This is a genomic window from Actinoplanes auranticolor (genome assembly GCF_018332655.1).
Lineage (GTDB): Bacteria > Actinomycetota > Actinomycetes > Mycobacteriales > Micromonosporaceae > Actinoplanes > Actinoplanes auranticolor.
Window position 1 is genome coordinate 176,310 of record NZ_BOQL01000042.1, and the last position, 14,360, is coordinate 190,669.

13 protein-coding genes are annotated in these 14,360 nt (G+C 72.1%); 7 read left to right on the top strand and 6 right to left on the bottom strand.

Annotated features, from left to right (window positions below; translation table 11 throughout):
- Nucleotides 1-17 precede the first annotated feature (17 nt).
- Complete coding sequence (locus Aau02nite_RS26035) at nt 18-2,162, bottom strand: ATP-dependent DNA helicase UvrD2 (RefSeq protein ID WP_212991176.1); 2,145 nt, start codon at nt 2,160-2,162, stop codon at nt 18-20.
- Between the two features lie 81 nt (nt 2,163-2,243).
- On the opposite strand from Aau02nite_RS26035, the gene Aau02nite_RS26040 reads away from it, so the two are divergent.
- On the top strand, nt 2,244-2,486 hold the full coding sequence (locus Aau02nite_RS26040) for a mycoredoxin (RefSeq protein ID WP_212991177.1): 243 nt from the start codon (nt 2,244-2,246) through the stop codon (nt 2,484-2,486).
- 41 nt (nt 2,487-2,527) lie between these two features.
- Here Aau02nite_RS26040 and Aau02nite_RS26045 read toward each other — a convergent pair whose 3' ends face one another.
- The 4 genes from Aau02nite_RS26045 to Aau02nite_RS26060 all read right to left on the bottom strand — a co-directional run bounded on the left by Aau02nite_RS26045 (nt 2,528) and on the right by Aau02nite_RS26060 (nt 7,120).
- Complete coding sequence (locus Aau02nite_RS26045) at nt 2,528-3,409, bottom strand: phytanoyl-CoA dioxygenase family protein (RefSeq protein WP_212991178.1); 882 nt, start codon at nt 3,407-3,409, stop codon at nt 2,528-2,530.
- Between the two features lie 104 nt (nt 3,410-3,513).
- Nucleotides 3,514-4,512: an NAD(+) diphosphatase gene (nudC, locus tag Aau02nite_RS26050; protein ID WP_438841171.1), complete on the bottom strand. Its 999-nt coding sequence runs from the start codon at nt 4,510-4,512 to the stop codon at nt 3,514-3,516.
- Nucleotides 4,509-5,828, bottom strand: a complete 1,320-nt coding sequence (locus tag Aau02nite_RS26055; protein ID WP_212991179.1) for a M16 family metallopeptidase — start codon at nt 5,826-5,828, stop codon at nt 4,509-4,511. Before Aau02nite_RS26055 ends, nudC begins: the two co-directional genes overlap by 4 nt.
- Entirely contained in the window at nt 5,825-7,120 is a 1,296-nt protein-coding gene (locus tag Aau02nite_RS26060) for a M16 family metallopeptidase (protein ID WP_212991294.1), read from the bottom strand. The genes Aau02nite_RS26055 and Aau02nite_RS26060 overlap by 4 nt, the downstream gene beginning before the upstream one ends.
- 170 nt (nt 7,121-7,290) lie before the next feature.
- Here Aau02nite_RS26060 and Aau02nite_RS26065 point away from each other — a divergent pair, with 170 nt between their 5' ends.
- The 4 genes from Aau02nite_RS26065 to Aau02nite_RS26080 are packed head-to-tail and all read left to right on the top strand — an operon-like array spanning nt 7,291 to nt 11,436.
- A complete protein-coding gene (locus tag Aau02nite_RS26065) occupies nt 7,291-7,644 on the top strand; it encodes an effector-associated constant component EACC1 (protein ID WP_212991180.1) in 354 nt (117 codons plus the stop codon).
- 4 nt (nt 7,645-7,648) lie between these two features.
- Nucleotides 7,649-8,920, top strand: a complete 1,272-nt coding sequence (locus Aau02nite_RS26070; RefSeq protein WP_212991181.1) for a YqgE/AlgH family protein — start codon at nt 7,649-7,651, stop codon at nt 8,918-8,920.
- The gene (locus Aau02nite_RS26075) at nt 8,917-10,992 is read left to right on the top strand and encodes an SIR2 family protein (protein WP_212991182.1); all 2,076 of its coding nucleotides are present in this window, start codon (nt 8,917-8,919) and stop codon (nt 10,990-10,992) included. The genes Aau02nite_RS26070 and Aau02nite_RS26075 overlap by 4 nt, the downstream gene beginning before the upstream one ends.
- Nucleotides 10,993-11,049: 57 nt before the next feature.
- On the top strand, nt 11,050-11,436 hold the full coding sequence (locus Aau02nite_RS26080) for a hypothetical protein (RefSeq protein ID WP_212991183.1): 387 nt from the start codon (nt 11,050-11,052) through the stop codon (nt 11,434-11,436).
- Here Aau02nite_RS26080 and Aau02nite_RS26085 read toward each other — a convergent pair.
- The gene (locus Aau02nite_RS26085; RefSeq protein WP_212991184.1) at nt 11,417-12,634 is read right to left on the bottom strand and encodes a radical SAM protein; all 1,218 of its coding nucleotides are present in this window, start codon (nt 12,632-12,634) and stop codon (nt 11,417-11,419) included. The two genes, Aau02nite_RS26080 and Aau02nite_RS26085, sit on opposite strands and share 20 nt — an antisense overlap.
- 203 nt (nt 12,635-12,837) lie before the next feature.
- Between Aau02nite_RS26085 and Aau02nite_RS26090 the strand changes: the two genes are divergently transcribed.
- On the top strand, nt 12,838-13,248 hold the full coding sequence (locus Aau02nite_RS26090) for an RrF2 family transcriptional regulator (protein WP_212991185.1): 411 nt from the start codon (nt 12,838-12,840) through the stop codon (nt 13,246-13,248).
- Between the two features lie 19 nt (nt 13,249-13,267).
- The gene (locus Aau02nite_RS26095) at nt 13,268-14,329 is read left to right on the top strand and encodes an ABC transporter substrate-binding protein (RefSeq protein ID WP_212991186.1); all 1,062 of its coding nucleotides are present in this window, start codon (nt 13,268-13,270) and stop codon (nt 14,327-14,329) included.
- The last annotated feature ends 31 nt before the right edge of the window (nt 14,330-14,360 follow it).

Consider the following 14,360-nt stretch of genomic DNA (forward strand, 5'->3'; position numbering starts at 1 on the left):
GCAAACGAATTAACGGACTAGTTTTCAGAGTTTTCTGACGCCGGCTCCGCGAGGCTCTCGCCACCCACCAGAGCGAACACCGCGGCGCCGTACTGGCCGAGCTTGCGGGGGCCGATTCCGGCGATGGCCAGCAGCTCCGGCGGGGTGGCCGGCTTGCGTTCCGCGATCGCCACGATCGTGGCATCGGTGAACACCACGTATGCAGGAACTTTCTGCTCTGCCGCGGTGCTCGCGCGCCAGGCCAGCAGGCGCTCGTACAGCTCCTCGTCGAGGTCCGACGGGCACGTCGGGCAGCGGCCCAGCTTGCGGTCGGCGCCGGCCATCAGCGTCGCCCCGCAGATCCGGCACGAGACCACTGTGCTGCGCCTATTGACGGCTTTCCGACTGCCGCCCGCGACGCTTGCCTTTTCCAGCCCGGTGCGGGTGGTGCCGAGCTGCGGCAGGAAACGGCACGGGCGGCGCGCGCGGCCGCCCGGCGACCGGCTCTGGCCGTACGACAGCCAGAGCCACTGCCGGGCCCGGGTCACCCCGACATAGAGCAGGCGGCGTTCCTCCTCGAGCTGCTCGGGGGTTTTCGCGTACGTCGTCGGCAACGTCCCCTCCGCCAGCCCGACGAGGAACACGGCGTCCCACTCCAGACCCTTGGCCGAATGCAGCGAGGCCAGCGTCACGCCCTCGACCGTCGGGGCGTGCTGCTGCTCGGCGCGGTGGGCCAGCTCCGCGCAGAACGCCGCCAGGGACACGTCGTGCTGCACCGCGCCCGCCTGGCCCAGTGGCAGCAGGTCGGGCGTACGGGCGTACTCCTCGGCCAGGGCGACCAGCGCCGCCAGGGCCTCCCACTGCTCCCGCTGGGCCCCGCCCGGCGGGGGCTGGTCGGGAGCCCAGCCGGTGGCCGAGAGCGCCTCGACGACGGCCTGGACCAGCGGGGTCTCGCCCGGCGTCGAGCGCACGGCCGAGCGCAGCGCGACCATCGCCTGGCGCACCTCGGTGCGTTCGAAGAAGCGCTCCGCGCCGCGCACGACGTAGGGCACCTCCAGCTCGGCGAGCGCCTTCTCGTACGCCTCCGACTGGGCGTTGGTGCGGAAGAGCACCGCGATCTCGCTTGCCGGGGTGCCGGCGGCGATGAGGTCGCGGCACCGGCGGGCGACCGCGACGGCCTCGGCCGGCTCGTCCGGGAAGATCTTGAGGTCGGGCTCGGCGCCGGGCGGGCGCTGCCCGACGAGCTCCAGGCGCAGCTTGGCCTCGGTGCCGCGGGCCTGCTTGATGACCGCGTTGGCCAGGCCGACGACCTGGGGGGTCGAGCGGTAGTCGCGGACCAGGCGCACGACGACCGCGTCGCGGCGCAGGCGGGGGAAGTCGACCAGGTACGCCGAGGTGGCGCCGGTGAACGAGTAGATCGTCTGGCTGGCGTCGCCGACCACGGTGATGTCGTCGCGGCCGCCCAGCCAGGCGTCGAGCAGCCGCTGCTGCAGCGGGTTGACGTCCTGGTACTCGTCGACGACGAAGTGCCGGTACTGGGAGCGGACCTGCTCGGCCACGTCGGAGTGCTCCTCGATGCCCCAGACGGCGGCACGCAGCATGTCCTCGAAATCGATGACGCCCTGACGACGTTTGAGCGCCTCGTACGCAGCGAAGACCTCGCCGACCTTGGCCGCCTCGTACGGCGGCTCACGCAGCGCCTTGGCCGCGGCGACGACGTACTCCCCCGGCTCGACCAGCGACGACTTGGCCCACTCGATCTCGCCCGCCAGGTCCCGGGCCGCCGTGCGGTCGGCGCGGATGCCCACCCGGTTGGCCGCGAGCGCGACGAGGCGGGCCTTGCTCTCGACCAGCTCGGGCATGGCCCGGCCCTCGAGCAGCCGGGGCGCGAAGTAGCGCACCTGGCGCAGCGCTGCCGCGTGGAACGTGCGGGCCTGCACCCGGCCGGCCCCGAGCGCGGTGAGGCGGGCCCGCATCTCGGCGGCCGCGCGGGCGGTGAACGTGACCGCGAGGATGTGCCGCGGGCTGATCTCGCCGTTGAGCGTGCGGTAGGCGATCCGGTGGGTGATGGCCCGCGTCTTACCCGTGCCGGCCCCGGCGAGGATGCAGACCGGCCCGGCGGGGGCGGTCACGGCCCGCCGCTGATCGGGGTCGAGCCCGGCAAGCACGCGTTCGGCTGTCACAACCGGGAATCATGGCACCCCGGTCCGACGTTTCACCGGATGGCGTACCGCCATGTGATGTCTCCGAAAGGATCCCGCGCGATGTTGACCATGTACTCGACGTCCTGGTGTGGCTACTGTCACCGGCTCAAGTCGCAGCTCGACCGGGAGGGCATCCAGTACGACGTCATCGACATCGAGCAGGACCCGGCCTCGGCCGAGTTCGTGATGGGCGTCAACGGCGGCAACCAGACCGTGCCCACCCTGCGCTTCGAGGACGGGTCCGCGCTGACGAACCCGTCCATCGTGCAGGTCAAGGAGCGCCTGGCCGCCATCTCCGCCTAGCGGAGCCGGGGCCGGTCGCGTCGCGGCCGGCCCCGTCCGCGTCACGGGATCAGCGCGGGAATGCTCGAGTCGAGAAGGCCCTGGCGCTTGAGCTCGCCGTAGAGCGGCGTGGTCTCGGGGTAGTGGCCCCAGGCGTGGTCGCCACTGCCGTCGCCGGCCCCGCCGAGCAGCTGCTGCTGCACCGGCGTGAACGACGCCCACTCGGGCGTGTTGGGCAGGTCGGCAACCTCGTCGCGGCCGGCCACCCAGCGGTAGGTGTAGCCGAAGAAGGCACCCACGCGGGTGATCGGCGAGTAGTTGTCCGAGCGTGCGTGCCACAGCCGCCGGTCGAAGACGACCAGGTCGCCCGGGTTGGCGGTGATCTGCAGCGCGCCCTCGGGCTGCGGCCACGGGACGCCGCGCGACGGCGGGCCCGGCAGCCAGTTGGTCAGGTGACTGCCCGGCAGGACGGTGAAGTTGCCCCGGCCGGTCTCGCTCACGTCGGACAGCCAGTAGGCCAGCTTCACCGACATCCGCGGGCGCGGGTCGGTCTCCAGCTCACGGTTCTGCCGGCCGCCGTCCTGGTGCCAGTGCCACCATTCCTTCTGCTGCTCGTGGATCTGCGGGTGCACATCCACGTGCGAGTGGTAGACGTGCACGTTCCAGCCGAGGATCGACCAGATGTACTTGAACGCCTTGGGGTGATCCAGCAGGAACGCCAGCTCCGGGTTGTTGGTCACCGCGGAGAGCTGGTGCAGCGCGCCGTTCGCGCCGAGGCCGCCCTCGCGGGCCACCTTCTCCTTGGTCCGCAGGATGGCGGTCCGCGCGATCGCGACCTCGTCCTCGGTCAGCACCGCCGGGATGACCAGGAAACCGTCGCGGTCGAACCGCGCGCGTTCCTCGGCCGTCATGGGCGTCCAGGTCTGCTCAGCAAGCAGGGACATCTATATACCTCTTCCTCCGTGTCTGCTCTACCAGACGCTGGAGTGTGCCCCGGGCGTTGCTAAGTCAGTGTGAAGAATTCTTTGATTAGAGAGATGTGAATCCCTTAACGGGGGAAATCGCCCAACCATCGCTCAACGAGATAAAAGGCGATCGACGACCGCATCGGCAGACTCATCCGGACGCCGCTCTCCGGCTCCACGTAGTCGCCGGCGATCATTCTCGTGACGTCCGTACGGGTGAACCAGCGCGCCTCGTCGATCTCGTCCGGGTCGACCGAGATGGGCTGGTCCCGGTCCGCCACCGCGGTGTAGCCGAGCATCAGCGAGCCCGGGTACGGCCAGGACTGGCTGCCCTCGTACTGCCAGGACCGCAGCCGGACGCCGACCTCCTCCTGGACCTCGCGCACGACGGCGGCCTCGGCGGACTCGCCCGGCTCGACGTAACCGGCCAGGCAGGAGAACCGGCGCACGCCCCCGATCTCCGGCCACGCGGCGTTGTGGCCGAGCAGGCAGCTGCCCTGCGCGCCCGTTACGCCGTCGTGGACCAGCACGATCATCGCCGGGTCGGTGCGCGGCCACATGGCCCGGCCCTCGGCGTCCACCCGGGACCAGCCCGCCTCGATGACCGTGGTGGGCTGGCCGTTGCGGGGCGAGAAGCGGTGGCTGGCATGCCAGTTGCCCAGGGCCGCGGCGGTGGTCAGGATGCCGGCGTCCCGCGGGTCGAGGCGGTCACCGATGTCGCGCAGGGTGCGCGCCTCGGCAGCGGCGGCCGCGGGCAGCGGGGCGTCGATCGCGAAGATCGGCACCCCGGCCGGGTCGACGCCGAGGAACAGGCGCTCGCCTTCGGGCGCCTCGTCGGCGCTGACCAGCACCAGCGTCGGCGTGCCGTCCGGGCGCTCGGTGACCAGCGCCCGGCCGCCCTGGCTGATGTCGATGATCAGCACCAGGCCGGTCTTCCACGCCTCGGCCAGCCAGTCGCCGTCGGTGCGGTGGTGCGCCGCCCGGTCCAGGCTGGTCCGGGCCAGCGGCGGTACGGCCGGCCCCGGCTGCTCGCCCACGTCGGGCTGCTCGCCGGAGCCGGACGCTGCGACGGACTCGCTCACGCGGGGCCGCGTTCCACCGCGGTGAGGGCCGCCAGCGGTGCCTCGACCTTGTCGGCGTCGCCGAGCACCACCGTGACCGCCTGCGAGGGCGCCAGATACTTGGCCGCCGCCTCGGTGACCTGCTCACGGGTGGCCGCGGCCAGCGCCGCCGAGTGCTCGCTCAGGTAGTCCAGCCGCAGGCCGAAGCTCGCGTAGATGCTGGCCAGTCCGGCCAGCCCGGCCTGGGTGGACATGCCGAGCCGCAGGGTGCCCAGGGCATAGCGGCGGGCCTGCTCCAGCTCTTCCTCGCCCGGCGGCAGGCTGGCCACGCGGCCCAGCTCGTACAGGGTCTCGAGCATGGCCGGGCCGGTCACCTCGGTGGCCACCTCGGCCGCCACCACCAGCGCGGAACCGGCGACGAAGTGCTCGATCGAGCTGTGCGGGCCGTACGTGTAGCCCTTGTCCTCGCGGATGTTCTCCACCCAGCGCGACGAGAAGTAGCCGCCGAAGACCATGTTCGCCAGCTGCAGCGCCGCATACTCCGGGTCGGTGCGCGACACCGCCGGCAGCGCCATCCGCAGCGACGACTGCACCGCGCCGGGCCGGTCGACCAGCAGCAGCGGGCCGGGCTCCAGCTCAGGCGTCGCCGGCACGTTGCCGTCGCGGCTCGGGCCGATCCAGCCGCCCAGCGCCTTCTCGGCCGCGTCGATCGCCTTCTCCGGGTTGAGGTCGCCGACCAGCACCAGCACCGCGCCGTCCGGGCGGACCCGGTCGGCGTGCAGGGCCCGCAGCTGTGCCGGGCGGACGCCCTTGACCTGCTCCGGCTCCGGCGTCTGCACCGCGTACGGGTGCCGGCCGTACATCCGGTGCAGCAGCGCCGTACGGGCCAGGTGGGCCGGCTGGCTCTGCGCGACCTGGATGTGGTCGACCAGGCGGTCCCGCTCGGTGGCCACCTCCTCGGCCGGGTACGTGGGGTCGGTCAGCACCGCGGCCAGGATCTCCAGCATCCGGTCCAGGCCGGCGGCCAGCGAGTTGCCGGTGACCAGCAGCCGGTCCGGGTCCAGCCCGGCCGACAGCCCGCCGCCGACGGCCTGCAGCTCGGCGGCGATGTCGATGCTGGACATGGTGGCCGTGCCGGTGAACAGCGCCTGGGACAGCAGGGTGGCCCGGGCCAGCGGCGCCCGACCGAACGGCACCCGCAACCGCATCTCGATCAGCGGCACCGCCTGGCGTCGGATCGCGATGACCGTCAGGCCGCTGCTGAGCTTGCGCTCGGCCTGCTTGGGCAGCTTGAGCTTGGAGTCCGGAATCAGCTCCGGAAGTTCGCGCGCAGTCACTGGTTGGCTCCCGGGAGGACCTCGATGGTGGAACGGCGCTCCGGCCGCAGGGTGGCCGCGGCGGCGACGATCTGCGCCTCGGTGACCTCACCGACCAGCCGGGGCAGTTCGTTGAGCAGCTGGGGGCGGCCGCGCTGCGTCTCCAGGACGGCCATCGGCAGCGCCCGGCCGAGCACGGCGTCGGTGTCGCGCAGCAGGTGCGTGGCCATCCGGGCCTGGGTACGGGCCAGCTCGCCCGGTGCCATGCCGCCGGTGGCCAGCCGGTCCAGCTCCTCGTCGATGGTGCGCAGCACCTTGTCGGCGTCACCGCCCGGGGGCATGTGCGCCTGCAGCAGCATCGCCGTGGGGTTGCGGACCTGGTACTCGTCGCCCATGAAGCCGATGTAGCCGCCGACGCTGGTGACCGTACGGTCGCGCTGCACCAGCCGCTCGACCAGCCGGGACGCGTCGCCGTCGGTCAGCACCTCGGCCAGCACGACGTACGGCAGGTAGGCCTCGAACTCGGCGATCGGGTCCGGCAGCCGCCAGCCGCTGGCCACCGCGGGCAGCGGGGCGAGCCGGTCGGTGTACGCCTCCCGGCGCTCGCCGTCGATGTCGGGCTCGGCGAAGTCGGGCAGGTCGGGCTTGCCCCGGGCCGGCACGTCGCCGAAGTGCCGCTGGATGAGCGTGGTCGCCTGGGCCACGTCGAAGTCACCGGCGACCGCGAGCACCGCGTTGCCGCTGGCGTAGTACTTGTCGAAGAACTCCTCGGCGTCGGCCACGGTCGCGTGGTCCAGGTCGCCGAACGAGCCGTACCCGTCATGGGCGTTGGCGAAGGTCTCGAACATCACCGGGGGCAGCCGCAGCCACGGGAAACCGCCGTACGGCCGGTTCATGACGTTGACCCGGATCTCCTCCTTGACCACGTCGACCTGGTTGCGCAGGTTCTCCTCGGTCAGGCGGGGGCCGCGCATGCGGTCGGCCTCCAGGAACAGCGCCCGTTCGAGGGCGCCGGAGGGCAGCACCTCGAAGTAGTCGGTGTAGTCCAGGTGGGTCGAGCCGTTGAAACTGCCGCCGGCCCCCTGCACGTGCCGGAAGTGCGCCAGCTTCTCCAGATTCTCCGAGCCCTGGAACATCAGGTGCTCGAAGAGATGGGCGAAGCCGGTGCGTCCCTCCGGTTCGGAGCGGATACCGACGTCGTAGACGACCGCCACACCGACCACCGGGGCGCTGCGGTCGGGCGTGAGGACCACCCGCAGACCGTTGTCGAGGGTGAAGCGTTCCACCGGATACTTCGTCGCGGGAATCTTCATTTTGCGCGCCACACCAGAGAATCTAACCCCCCGGAGCGGCGCGTGTCCGATCCGTGGTCCGGCGCCCTCGATCGGCGGTGCTAGCTTTCGCGTAGTGAGTCCGTGACGCGAGGTAAATGCTTCGATATCCTGTCGCGTCCGATCCACCACCACGACGGGGAGACAGCACAGTGCCGGTACGGCTGCGCCTGGAATGCGATTCGACCGCCGACGCGGAGTCGCTGCATCGCTGGTTGCGCCGGGAGCAGGCGGTCCGCGTGGACGGCGAACTGGCGCCGGGCGGCGCCGGCGATCCCGAGCACATGGGCACCCTGCTCGACGTGCTGACGCTGGTCATCGGCAGCGGGCTGTCCGCCGGTCAGCTCGCTCTCGCCGTGGCCAGCTGGCGGGATTCGCGCCGGCCCCCGCCCAGGGTGACCATCACCCACACCGCCGCGGACGGCGCGGTCACCCGGATCGACGTGGCCGACCACACGTCGCTGGCCGTCGCGCTGACCGAGCTCGAGCAGCGCGAACAGAAGTAGCCACATGAGTGATGTCACAGATCCGGCCGCCGCCCAGGTCGTCCTCATCGGGGTCTCGGCCTACCGGCGGCTCTTCGAGCTGCCCGCCGCCCGGCGCAACGTGACGGACCTGCGCGATCTCCTTCAGCACGAGGACCTGTGGGGAGTGCCGCCGGAGAACTGCCACGTGCTGCTCGACCCGGAGTCCCCGGCCGAGGTGAGCCGGGCGATCCGGCGGGCCGCGGCGGCGGCCGGCAGCGACGGGATGCTGCTGGTCTACTTCGCCGGGCACGGGCTGGTGGACGCCGACGACGACAACCTGATCCTCGGGCTGCCCGGCTGCGACCCCGAGGTGCCCTACGAGCGCGGGGTTCCGTACGACTGGATCCGCCGGGCCGTCGCCGACACCCGGGCCCGCCGCCGGGTCGTGATCCTCGACTGCTGCTACTCCGGCCGGGCCGGCTCGGAGCTCGGCGGCGACGGCAGCGGCACGGACGCCGTCGCCGACAAAGCCGAGACCGAGGGCACCTGCCTGCTGGTCTCGGCGCCCGCCAACCGGCCGGCCATGGCACCGCGGGGCGAGGTGCACACCGCGTTCACCGGCGAGCTGATCCGGCTGCTGCGCGACGGCCTGCGACCGCCGCCGCCGGAGCCCACGCCGGCCACCCTGACCGTCCACACCGTCTGGCGCACGGCGCGCCGGGCGATGCTGCGCCGCGGCTTCGAACGTCCGGAGCTGCGGGCCCGCGACTCCGGCGGCGAGATCGCGCTGGTGTACAACCCGGCCGCACCCCGGCACAACCTGGCCGGCAGCGTGCTCTACGCGGCGCCCTGGTTCGTCGACGAGGACCTCGGCCAGCGCGCGATCCTGGTGCTGCGGCACAACCAGACCGGCGCGCTGGGCGTGTGCATCACCCAGCCCGCCGGCGAGATCCCCGACGAGTTCCCCGAGGCCTGGCGACCGCTGCTGCGGCACCCCGCGATGCTGTTCCACGGCGGTCCGGTGGCCCGCGACGGCTACATCGTGGTCACGCTGCTGCGGGCCGGCGCGCCCAAGCCGTTGCGGTTCACCCCGGTCCGGGAGCGGCTCGGCACTCTCGCGCTGTCGGCGGTGCCCGAGGACGTCGCCGCCACGGTGGACACGATGCGCGTGTTCGTCGGCTATCTCGGCTGGCGCGCCGGCGAGCTGGAGGAATTCCTGGACCGCGGCGCGCTGATCGCCAGCCGGCACACCGCCCGGCAGGTCTTCACCGAACGGCCCGGCGAGCTGTGGCAGTCCCTGCAGGCGGCCCGATGACCGACCCCGGCGAAGGACTCAGCGCGGGTGAGGCGCTGCTGCTGGACCGGCTCACCGCCGGGCTCCGTGACGTCGACCAGATCACCCTGCTGCTCGGCTCCGGGGTGACGGCCGGCGTCATCCCGCGGGTGCAGGGCGTCCTGGAGATCGCGGACAGCTTCGCGGCCGGGCGCAACGACGACGGCGCCCTGGAACGGGCGCTGGAGCAGGCGCGCTCGGAGCTGGTCGGGGCCCGCCCGATCGACGTGTACCGCGGCTACCGGCGGGTCTTCACCGACTGGGTCTCCGCCGGGGCCTTCGACGTGATCGCCCAGCAGGCCGTGCTGAAGGCGTACGCGGCGCCCGACCCGATGGAGTCCCCGCTGGCCACCCACGGCCTGGGCCAGCGGCTCGAACGCGGTGTCGGCGAAGGCGTGGAGAACGACCGCTTCTCGTGGCAGCTGCCCCGCGGCGTGGAGGCGCTCGGCCACCTGCTCACCCAGGTCCCCGAGGCGTTCGACCACCGGGTGCTGACCACGAACTTCGACCCGCTGCTGGAGATCGCGATCCGTTCGGCGGGCGGCCGGGCGGTGAGCCTGCCGATGGACCCGCGCGGCACGTTCGGCACCGCCCGCGGCACGGACGGCGCGGTCCGGGTCTTCCACCTGCACGGTTTCTGGCGCCCGACGCTGCACGTCCGCGGCCCGCAGCTGCTGCACGACCCGGCCCGGATCACCGAGAACAAACTCCTCATCGCGGCGACCGCGGACCTGATCCGCGGCGACACCGTCTGCGTGATCGGCAGCAGCGACTGGTCGGGCGCCCTGACCGCGGCGATCGCCGCGGCGGCCCGCACCCGGCCCGTACGCGTGCTCTGGGCCCTGAACGACCCGGACGCGGCCGGCGCCCTGAGCACCGCCGAGCGCCTGCGCGAGGCGACCGGCCTGCCGGTCGAGTGTTTCCCCGGCGTGGACTCCGAGCGGCTCTTCCCGGCCCTGGCCGAACGCGCGCAGGTGCCGGTGCCGCCGCGGGCGACCGGCCTGCGGCACCGGGTACGGCACCACAGCTGGGAACGCCAGCTCGTCTCGCAACCCGGCACCCATCCGCCGCGCGACGTGCCGGGCCTGCTGCTGCAGCTGGAACGCCGGTTCGGCTGGATCAACCAGCAGCGCGGCACGGTCGGCCCGATCCGGCTGCTCTGGCCGGTCCGGCTGCGCTCGCGGGCCTCGGTGATCCACATGGTGCAGGCCTTCGTGGCCGGTGCGCTGGCCCGCCTCGGGGTCGAGGTACGGGTCTGCATCGACGACGTGGGCTCCCGGGACATCGACGCGGCAGCCGCGTTCCGGGCCGATCTGGAACGCTGGATCGACCACACCGGGCACGGCGCGGTCCGCGAGTTCGTCAGCCTGTCGGAGTTCCTGGACCAGGTGCAGCGGCACCCGGCGGACACGTCACCGGAGTCCCTGCTGCGCCCGACGGACCCCTGGTCGGTGGCCCGCACCTTCTACGGCGAGCACAACCCGTCGCTGTACAGCCTGCTCGCGGCGGTCAAGGCGGTGCCGAACCTCACGTCCTGGGACGAGCTGGAGAAGAACGCCTGGCCGATCGTGCAGTCGGTGCTGCGCACGGACGCCAACAGGCTGCTGACGCCGCTGACGCTGTGGCCGTACCTGAACAGCATGCTGCTGGAGAGCGCGACCAACGACGTGATGACGCTCGGCGGGCGCGACGAGGCGATCCTGTGGGCGCAGTGGCGTCAGACCTTCGGCTTCGGGCCGGGGCATCTCTACAACCCGTACATCAAGAGCCTGAAGCACGACGCGCACATGCTGCGCTGGTCGTCGGAGGAGGAGCTGCGCCGGCACCTGCTTCGGACCCGGGAGCTGCCGGGCTGGGACGCGGAGGGCAGCTATGTGCCGTGGCTGTTCCAGAACGCGCTGCTGCTGCCCGGCTACCTCAACAACGAGCCGGTCCCGGAGACCGAGGACTTCCCGCTGGACTCGTGGGCGGCGTTCGTCGCGGCGATCGAGGACGGGCGCCCGGTGCTGGACCTGCTGGCGGCCCGGGTGACCGACCTGTTTCTACGGCCATGAGCACGGTTGCCCGTTCGGAGGTCGCGGTCTTGGCGCGAGCGAGTTAGCGTCTCAGGTATGACTGCCACAGTTGTGGAGCGCGTCGGGCACACCTCCGTCCCCACGTCCGTCGAGGACGACGCCGCACTGTGCGTCACGGCTCTGGGTGCGGAGCTGACGGCGTACGTCGCCGGCGCAGCTTCCGTCGCGGAGTTCGAGTCGTGGTTCGCCGGTGGGCGTTCCCCGGGCTGGCTCGTCCGGCGCCGGCTGGCTGTCGCGGCCGAGCTGGTCAGCGTCTTCGAGGCCGCCAACCAGAGCGCCCTGGCCGCGGCCTGGCTGCGCGAGATGAACCCGACCGGTTACGTGCCGGCCCGGGTGCTGCGCCTGGCCTCCGGTGACGAGGCCGGCATGAAGTCCCTGCTCGAGGCGGCTGCCATCTGGGCCCTCACGCCCGCGGGAGAGTAGCGCCGATCGCCTCGGCCCACGGCGCCTGCGACCCGTTGAGGTAGCGGCCGGCATGCCCGGCCAGGTCCACATGCGCACGGAAGTGCTTGAGCACGGCACCGCGGACCCCGATCCGGGGCAACGCGAAGAGGCTCTTCCCGCCGTCCGCCACGTTCTCCACCGCGAGTTCGCCCTTGGCGCTGATCAGCAGCGTCGAGTTGGGCGCCCGGTGGGTGCTGGTCAGCCGGATGTCGATCGCCACCCCTTCGGCCGCGGTCCGCCGGACCAGGTCGTCGAGAACGTCCTGCACCCCGGCCGGCGCGAGCAGGGCGGCCCGGTTGGGCCGCGCCGCCTTGCCGACCGGCACCACGACGTGCAACACCCACGTGGTGACGCCGAGACCCACGAGCCGATCACGCAGGGCGAGCAGTGCGGCCAGCTGGCTGTTGCGGGCAGTGACGACCGTCTGGACGCTGCACGGCACGTCCGCCCGTACCGCGCGCCGGATCGCGTCCTCGGCGTAGACGGCCGAGCTGGTCCCGGGCGGCAGGTGCTGCCGGTTCGCCGGGCGCAGGGCGTCGTTGCCGGCCGGGTCGGCGCTGTCCAGTGACACCCGCACGTGCACCTGGTGGCGCCGCAGGGTGGGCACCAGCCGGCTGAAGTCACCGACGCCGGAGGTGTCCAGCACCACCGCCTTGCCGGTCTCGGCCAGCCGGGCGATGAGCCGTTCGGCGCGCTCGACCCGGGCCAGCGGCTCCCCGCCGGTGACCACTCCGACCATTGCCGGGGTGGCCGCGGCGGCCCGCAGCACCCGCGCGAACCAGGCTTCGTTCTCCTGCTCGCGATAGCCGGCCATGAGATCGTCGGCGTGGCAGTAGAGACAGCGCAGCGGGCAGTAGGCGGTGGCGAAGCAGTTCACCACCAGCGGCGCGGTGATCTCCGGGAGGGTGTCCAGCTGCCCGACGACCGACCGGCCGAAGAACGCGCGGCGCGGGGTGTCCGGGTCGGTCTCGCAGATGCCCAGCTCGGCCAGGGCCCGGGTCTCGGCCGCGCCACCGGGACGGCCGGCCCGTACCTGGCGCAGGGCGCGCAGATGGGCCGGGTCGAGCGCGAAGAAGTGGTCGCGCCGGGGCACGTACGCGATGGAGTCCCGCACGCGTACGCCGGGCGCCAGGCGGACGGTCGTGGACGTACGGCGGCGCTCGGACAGGGCGAACACGGGGCGATATTGCCACACTCAGTAGTCGTTCATGTTTCGCCGCACCGTCACGTGTGCGCGGCGCCGAGCCACTACCGGGGGGGTCGGCGGCTTCTCACCATCCGGTTGGGGCTTGACGCCCCTCACCTACCTCGTCCACTATTCCCATCCATCAGATAGAGAAAGCAGAGTTTGGACTCCGCCGGACCGAGAGGACATGCCCCGTGTACGTCTCGGCACGCACCGACTACGCCGTCCGGGCCATGCTGGCGATCGCCGCCGACCACCCCCATCTGGTCAAAGCGGCCGCCCTGGCCGCGGCCCAGGACATCCCGCTCAGCTTTCTCCAGGGCATCCTGCTCGACCTCCGCCGCGCCGGCCTGCTGCACAGCCACCGCGGTGTCGACGGCGGCTATTCCCTGGCCCGCCCGGCCGAGGACATCACGGTCGGGGACGTGGTCCGCTCCGTCGGCGGCGCCCTCACCACGGTGCGCGGCCTGCCCACCACGACCACGACGTACCACGGTGTCGCCACCGGGCTCAAAGACGTCTGGCTCGCCGTGGAAGAAGCCATCGAGGGCGTGGTGAACCACCGCACGCTCGCCGAACTCACTGTTTCCGCGATTCCCACTTGAGAACGAACTAGGAGTGAGCATGAGCTCCCGCACAGTCCGTGCGCTTGCCCTGGCCGCCACCGCCCTGCTGTCCGCCACCGCCCTGGCCGCCTGCGGCAAGAGCGACGACGCCGCCTCCGCGTCCGGCGAGGCCGCCGCGCTGCGGCTCGGCTACTTCCCCAACATCACCCACGCGCCGGCCCTGATCGGGGTGAAGAACGGCCTGTACCAGCAGTCCCTGGGCAGCACCAAGCTGGAGCCGAAGACCTTCAACGCCGGTCCGGCCGCGGTCGAGGCGCTGTTCTCCGGGGCGGTCGACGCGACCTACATCGGCCCGAACCCGGCCATCAACGCCTGGGCCACGTCCAAGGGCACCGCGATCAAGATCATCGCGGGCAGCACCTCGGGCGGCGCCGGCCTGGTGGTCAAGGACGGCATCAACACCCCGGCCGACCTCAAGGGCAAGAAGATCGCCACCCCGCAGCTGGGCAACACCCAGGACGTCGCGCTGCGCCACTGGCTCAAGGAGAACGGCCTCAACGCCGACCAGCAGGGCGGCGGTGACGTCTCCGTGCTGCCGCAGGACAACGCGACGGCGCTGCAGGCCTTCGCCCAGGGCGCGATCGACGGCGCCTGGGTGCCGGAGCCCAACCTGAGCCGGATGATCCTGGAGTCCAAGGGCAAGCTGCTGGTCAACGAGAAGGACCTGTGGCCCAACGGGCAGTTCGTCACCACCCACCTGATCGTCAAGCAGGAGTTCCTGAAGAAGTACCCGGCGACGGTCAAGAAGCTGCTACAGGGCCACCTCGCCTCGGTCAAGTTCATCACCACCGACGGCGCCGGCGCCCAGAAGGCCGCCAACGAGCAGCTCGGCGCCCTGTCCGGCAAGCCGCTCAAGGACGAGATCCTCGCCTCGGCGTTCAAGAACCTGTCGTTCACCAACGACCCGATCGCCTCGTCGCTGTACACCAGCGCCGGGCACGCCCAGGGTGTCGGCCTGCTCAAGCCGGTCGAGCTCAAGGGCATCTACGACCTGGGGCCGCTCAACGAGCTGCTCAAGGCCGACGGCCAGCCGCCGGTCAGTGACGCCGCAGCCTCCTGACCCGCCTCCGGCCGGGCCCGCCGACGCGGGC

Coding starts and splice junctions, on each gene's coding strand:
- Aau02nite_RS26040 (WP_212991177.1), top strand. CDS start 2,244: ATGTTGACCATGTACTCGACGTCCTGGTGTGGCTACTGTCACCGGCTC.
- Aau02nite_RS26045 (WP_212991178.1), bottom strand. CDS start 3,409: ATGTCCCTGCTTGCTGAGCAGACCTGGACGCCCATGACGGCCGAGGAA.
- Aau02nite_RS26060 (WP_212991294.1), bottom strand. CDS start 7,120: ATGAAGATTCCCGCGACGAAGTATCCGGTGGAACGCTTCACCCTCGAC.
- Aau02nite_RS26070 (WP_212991181.1), top strand. CDS start 7,649: ATGAGTGATGTCACAGATCCGGCCGCCGCCCAGGTCGTCCTCATCGGG.
- Aau02nite_RS26075 (WP_212991182.1), top strand. CDS start 8,917: ATGACCGACCCCGGCGAAGGACTCAGCGCGGGTGAGGCGCTGCTGCTG.
- Aau02nite_RS26080 (WP_212991183.1), top strand. CDS start 11,050: ATGACTGCCACAGTTGTGGAGCGCGTCGGGCACACCTCCGTCCCCACG.
- Aau02nite_RS26095 (WP_212991186.1), top strand. CDS start 13,268: ATGAGCTCCCGCACAGTCCGTGCGCTTGCCCTGGCCGCCACCGCCCTG.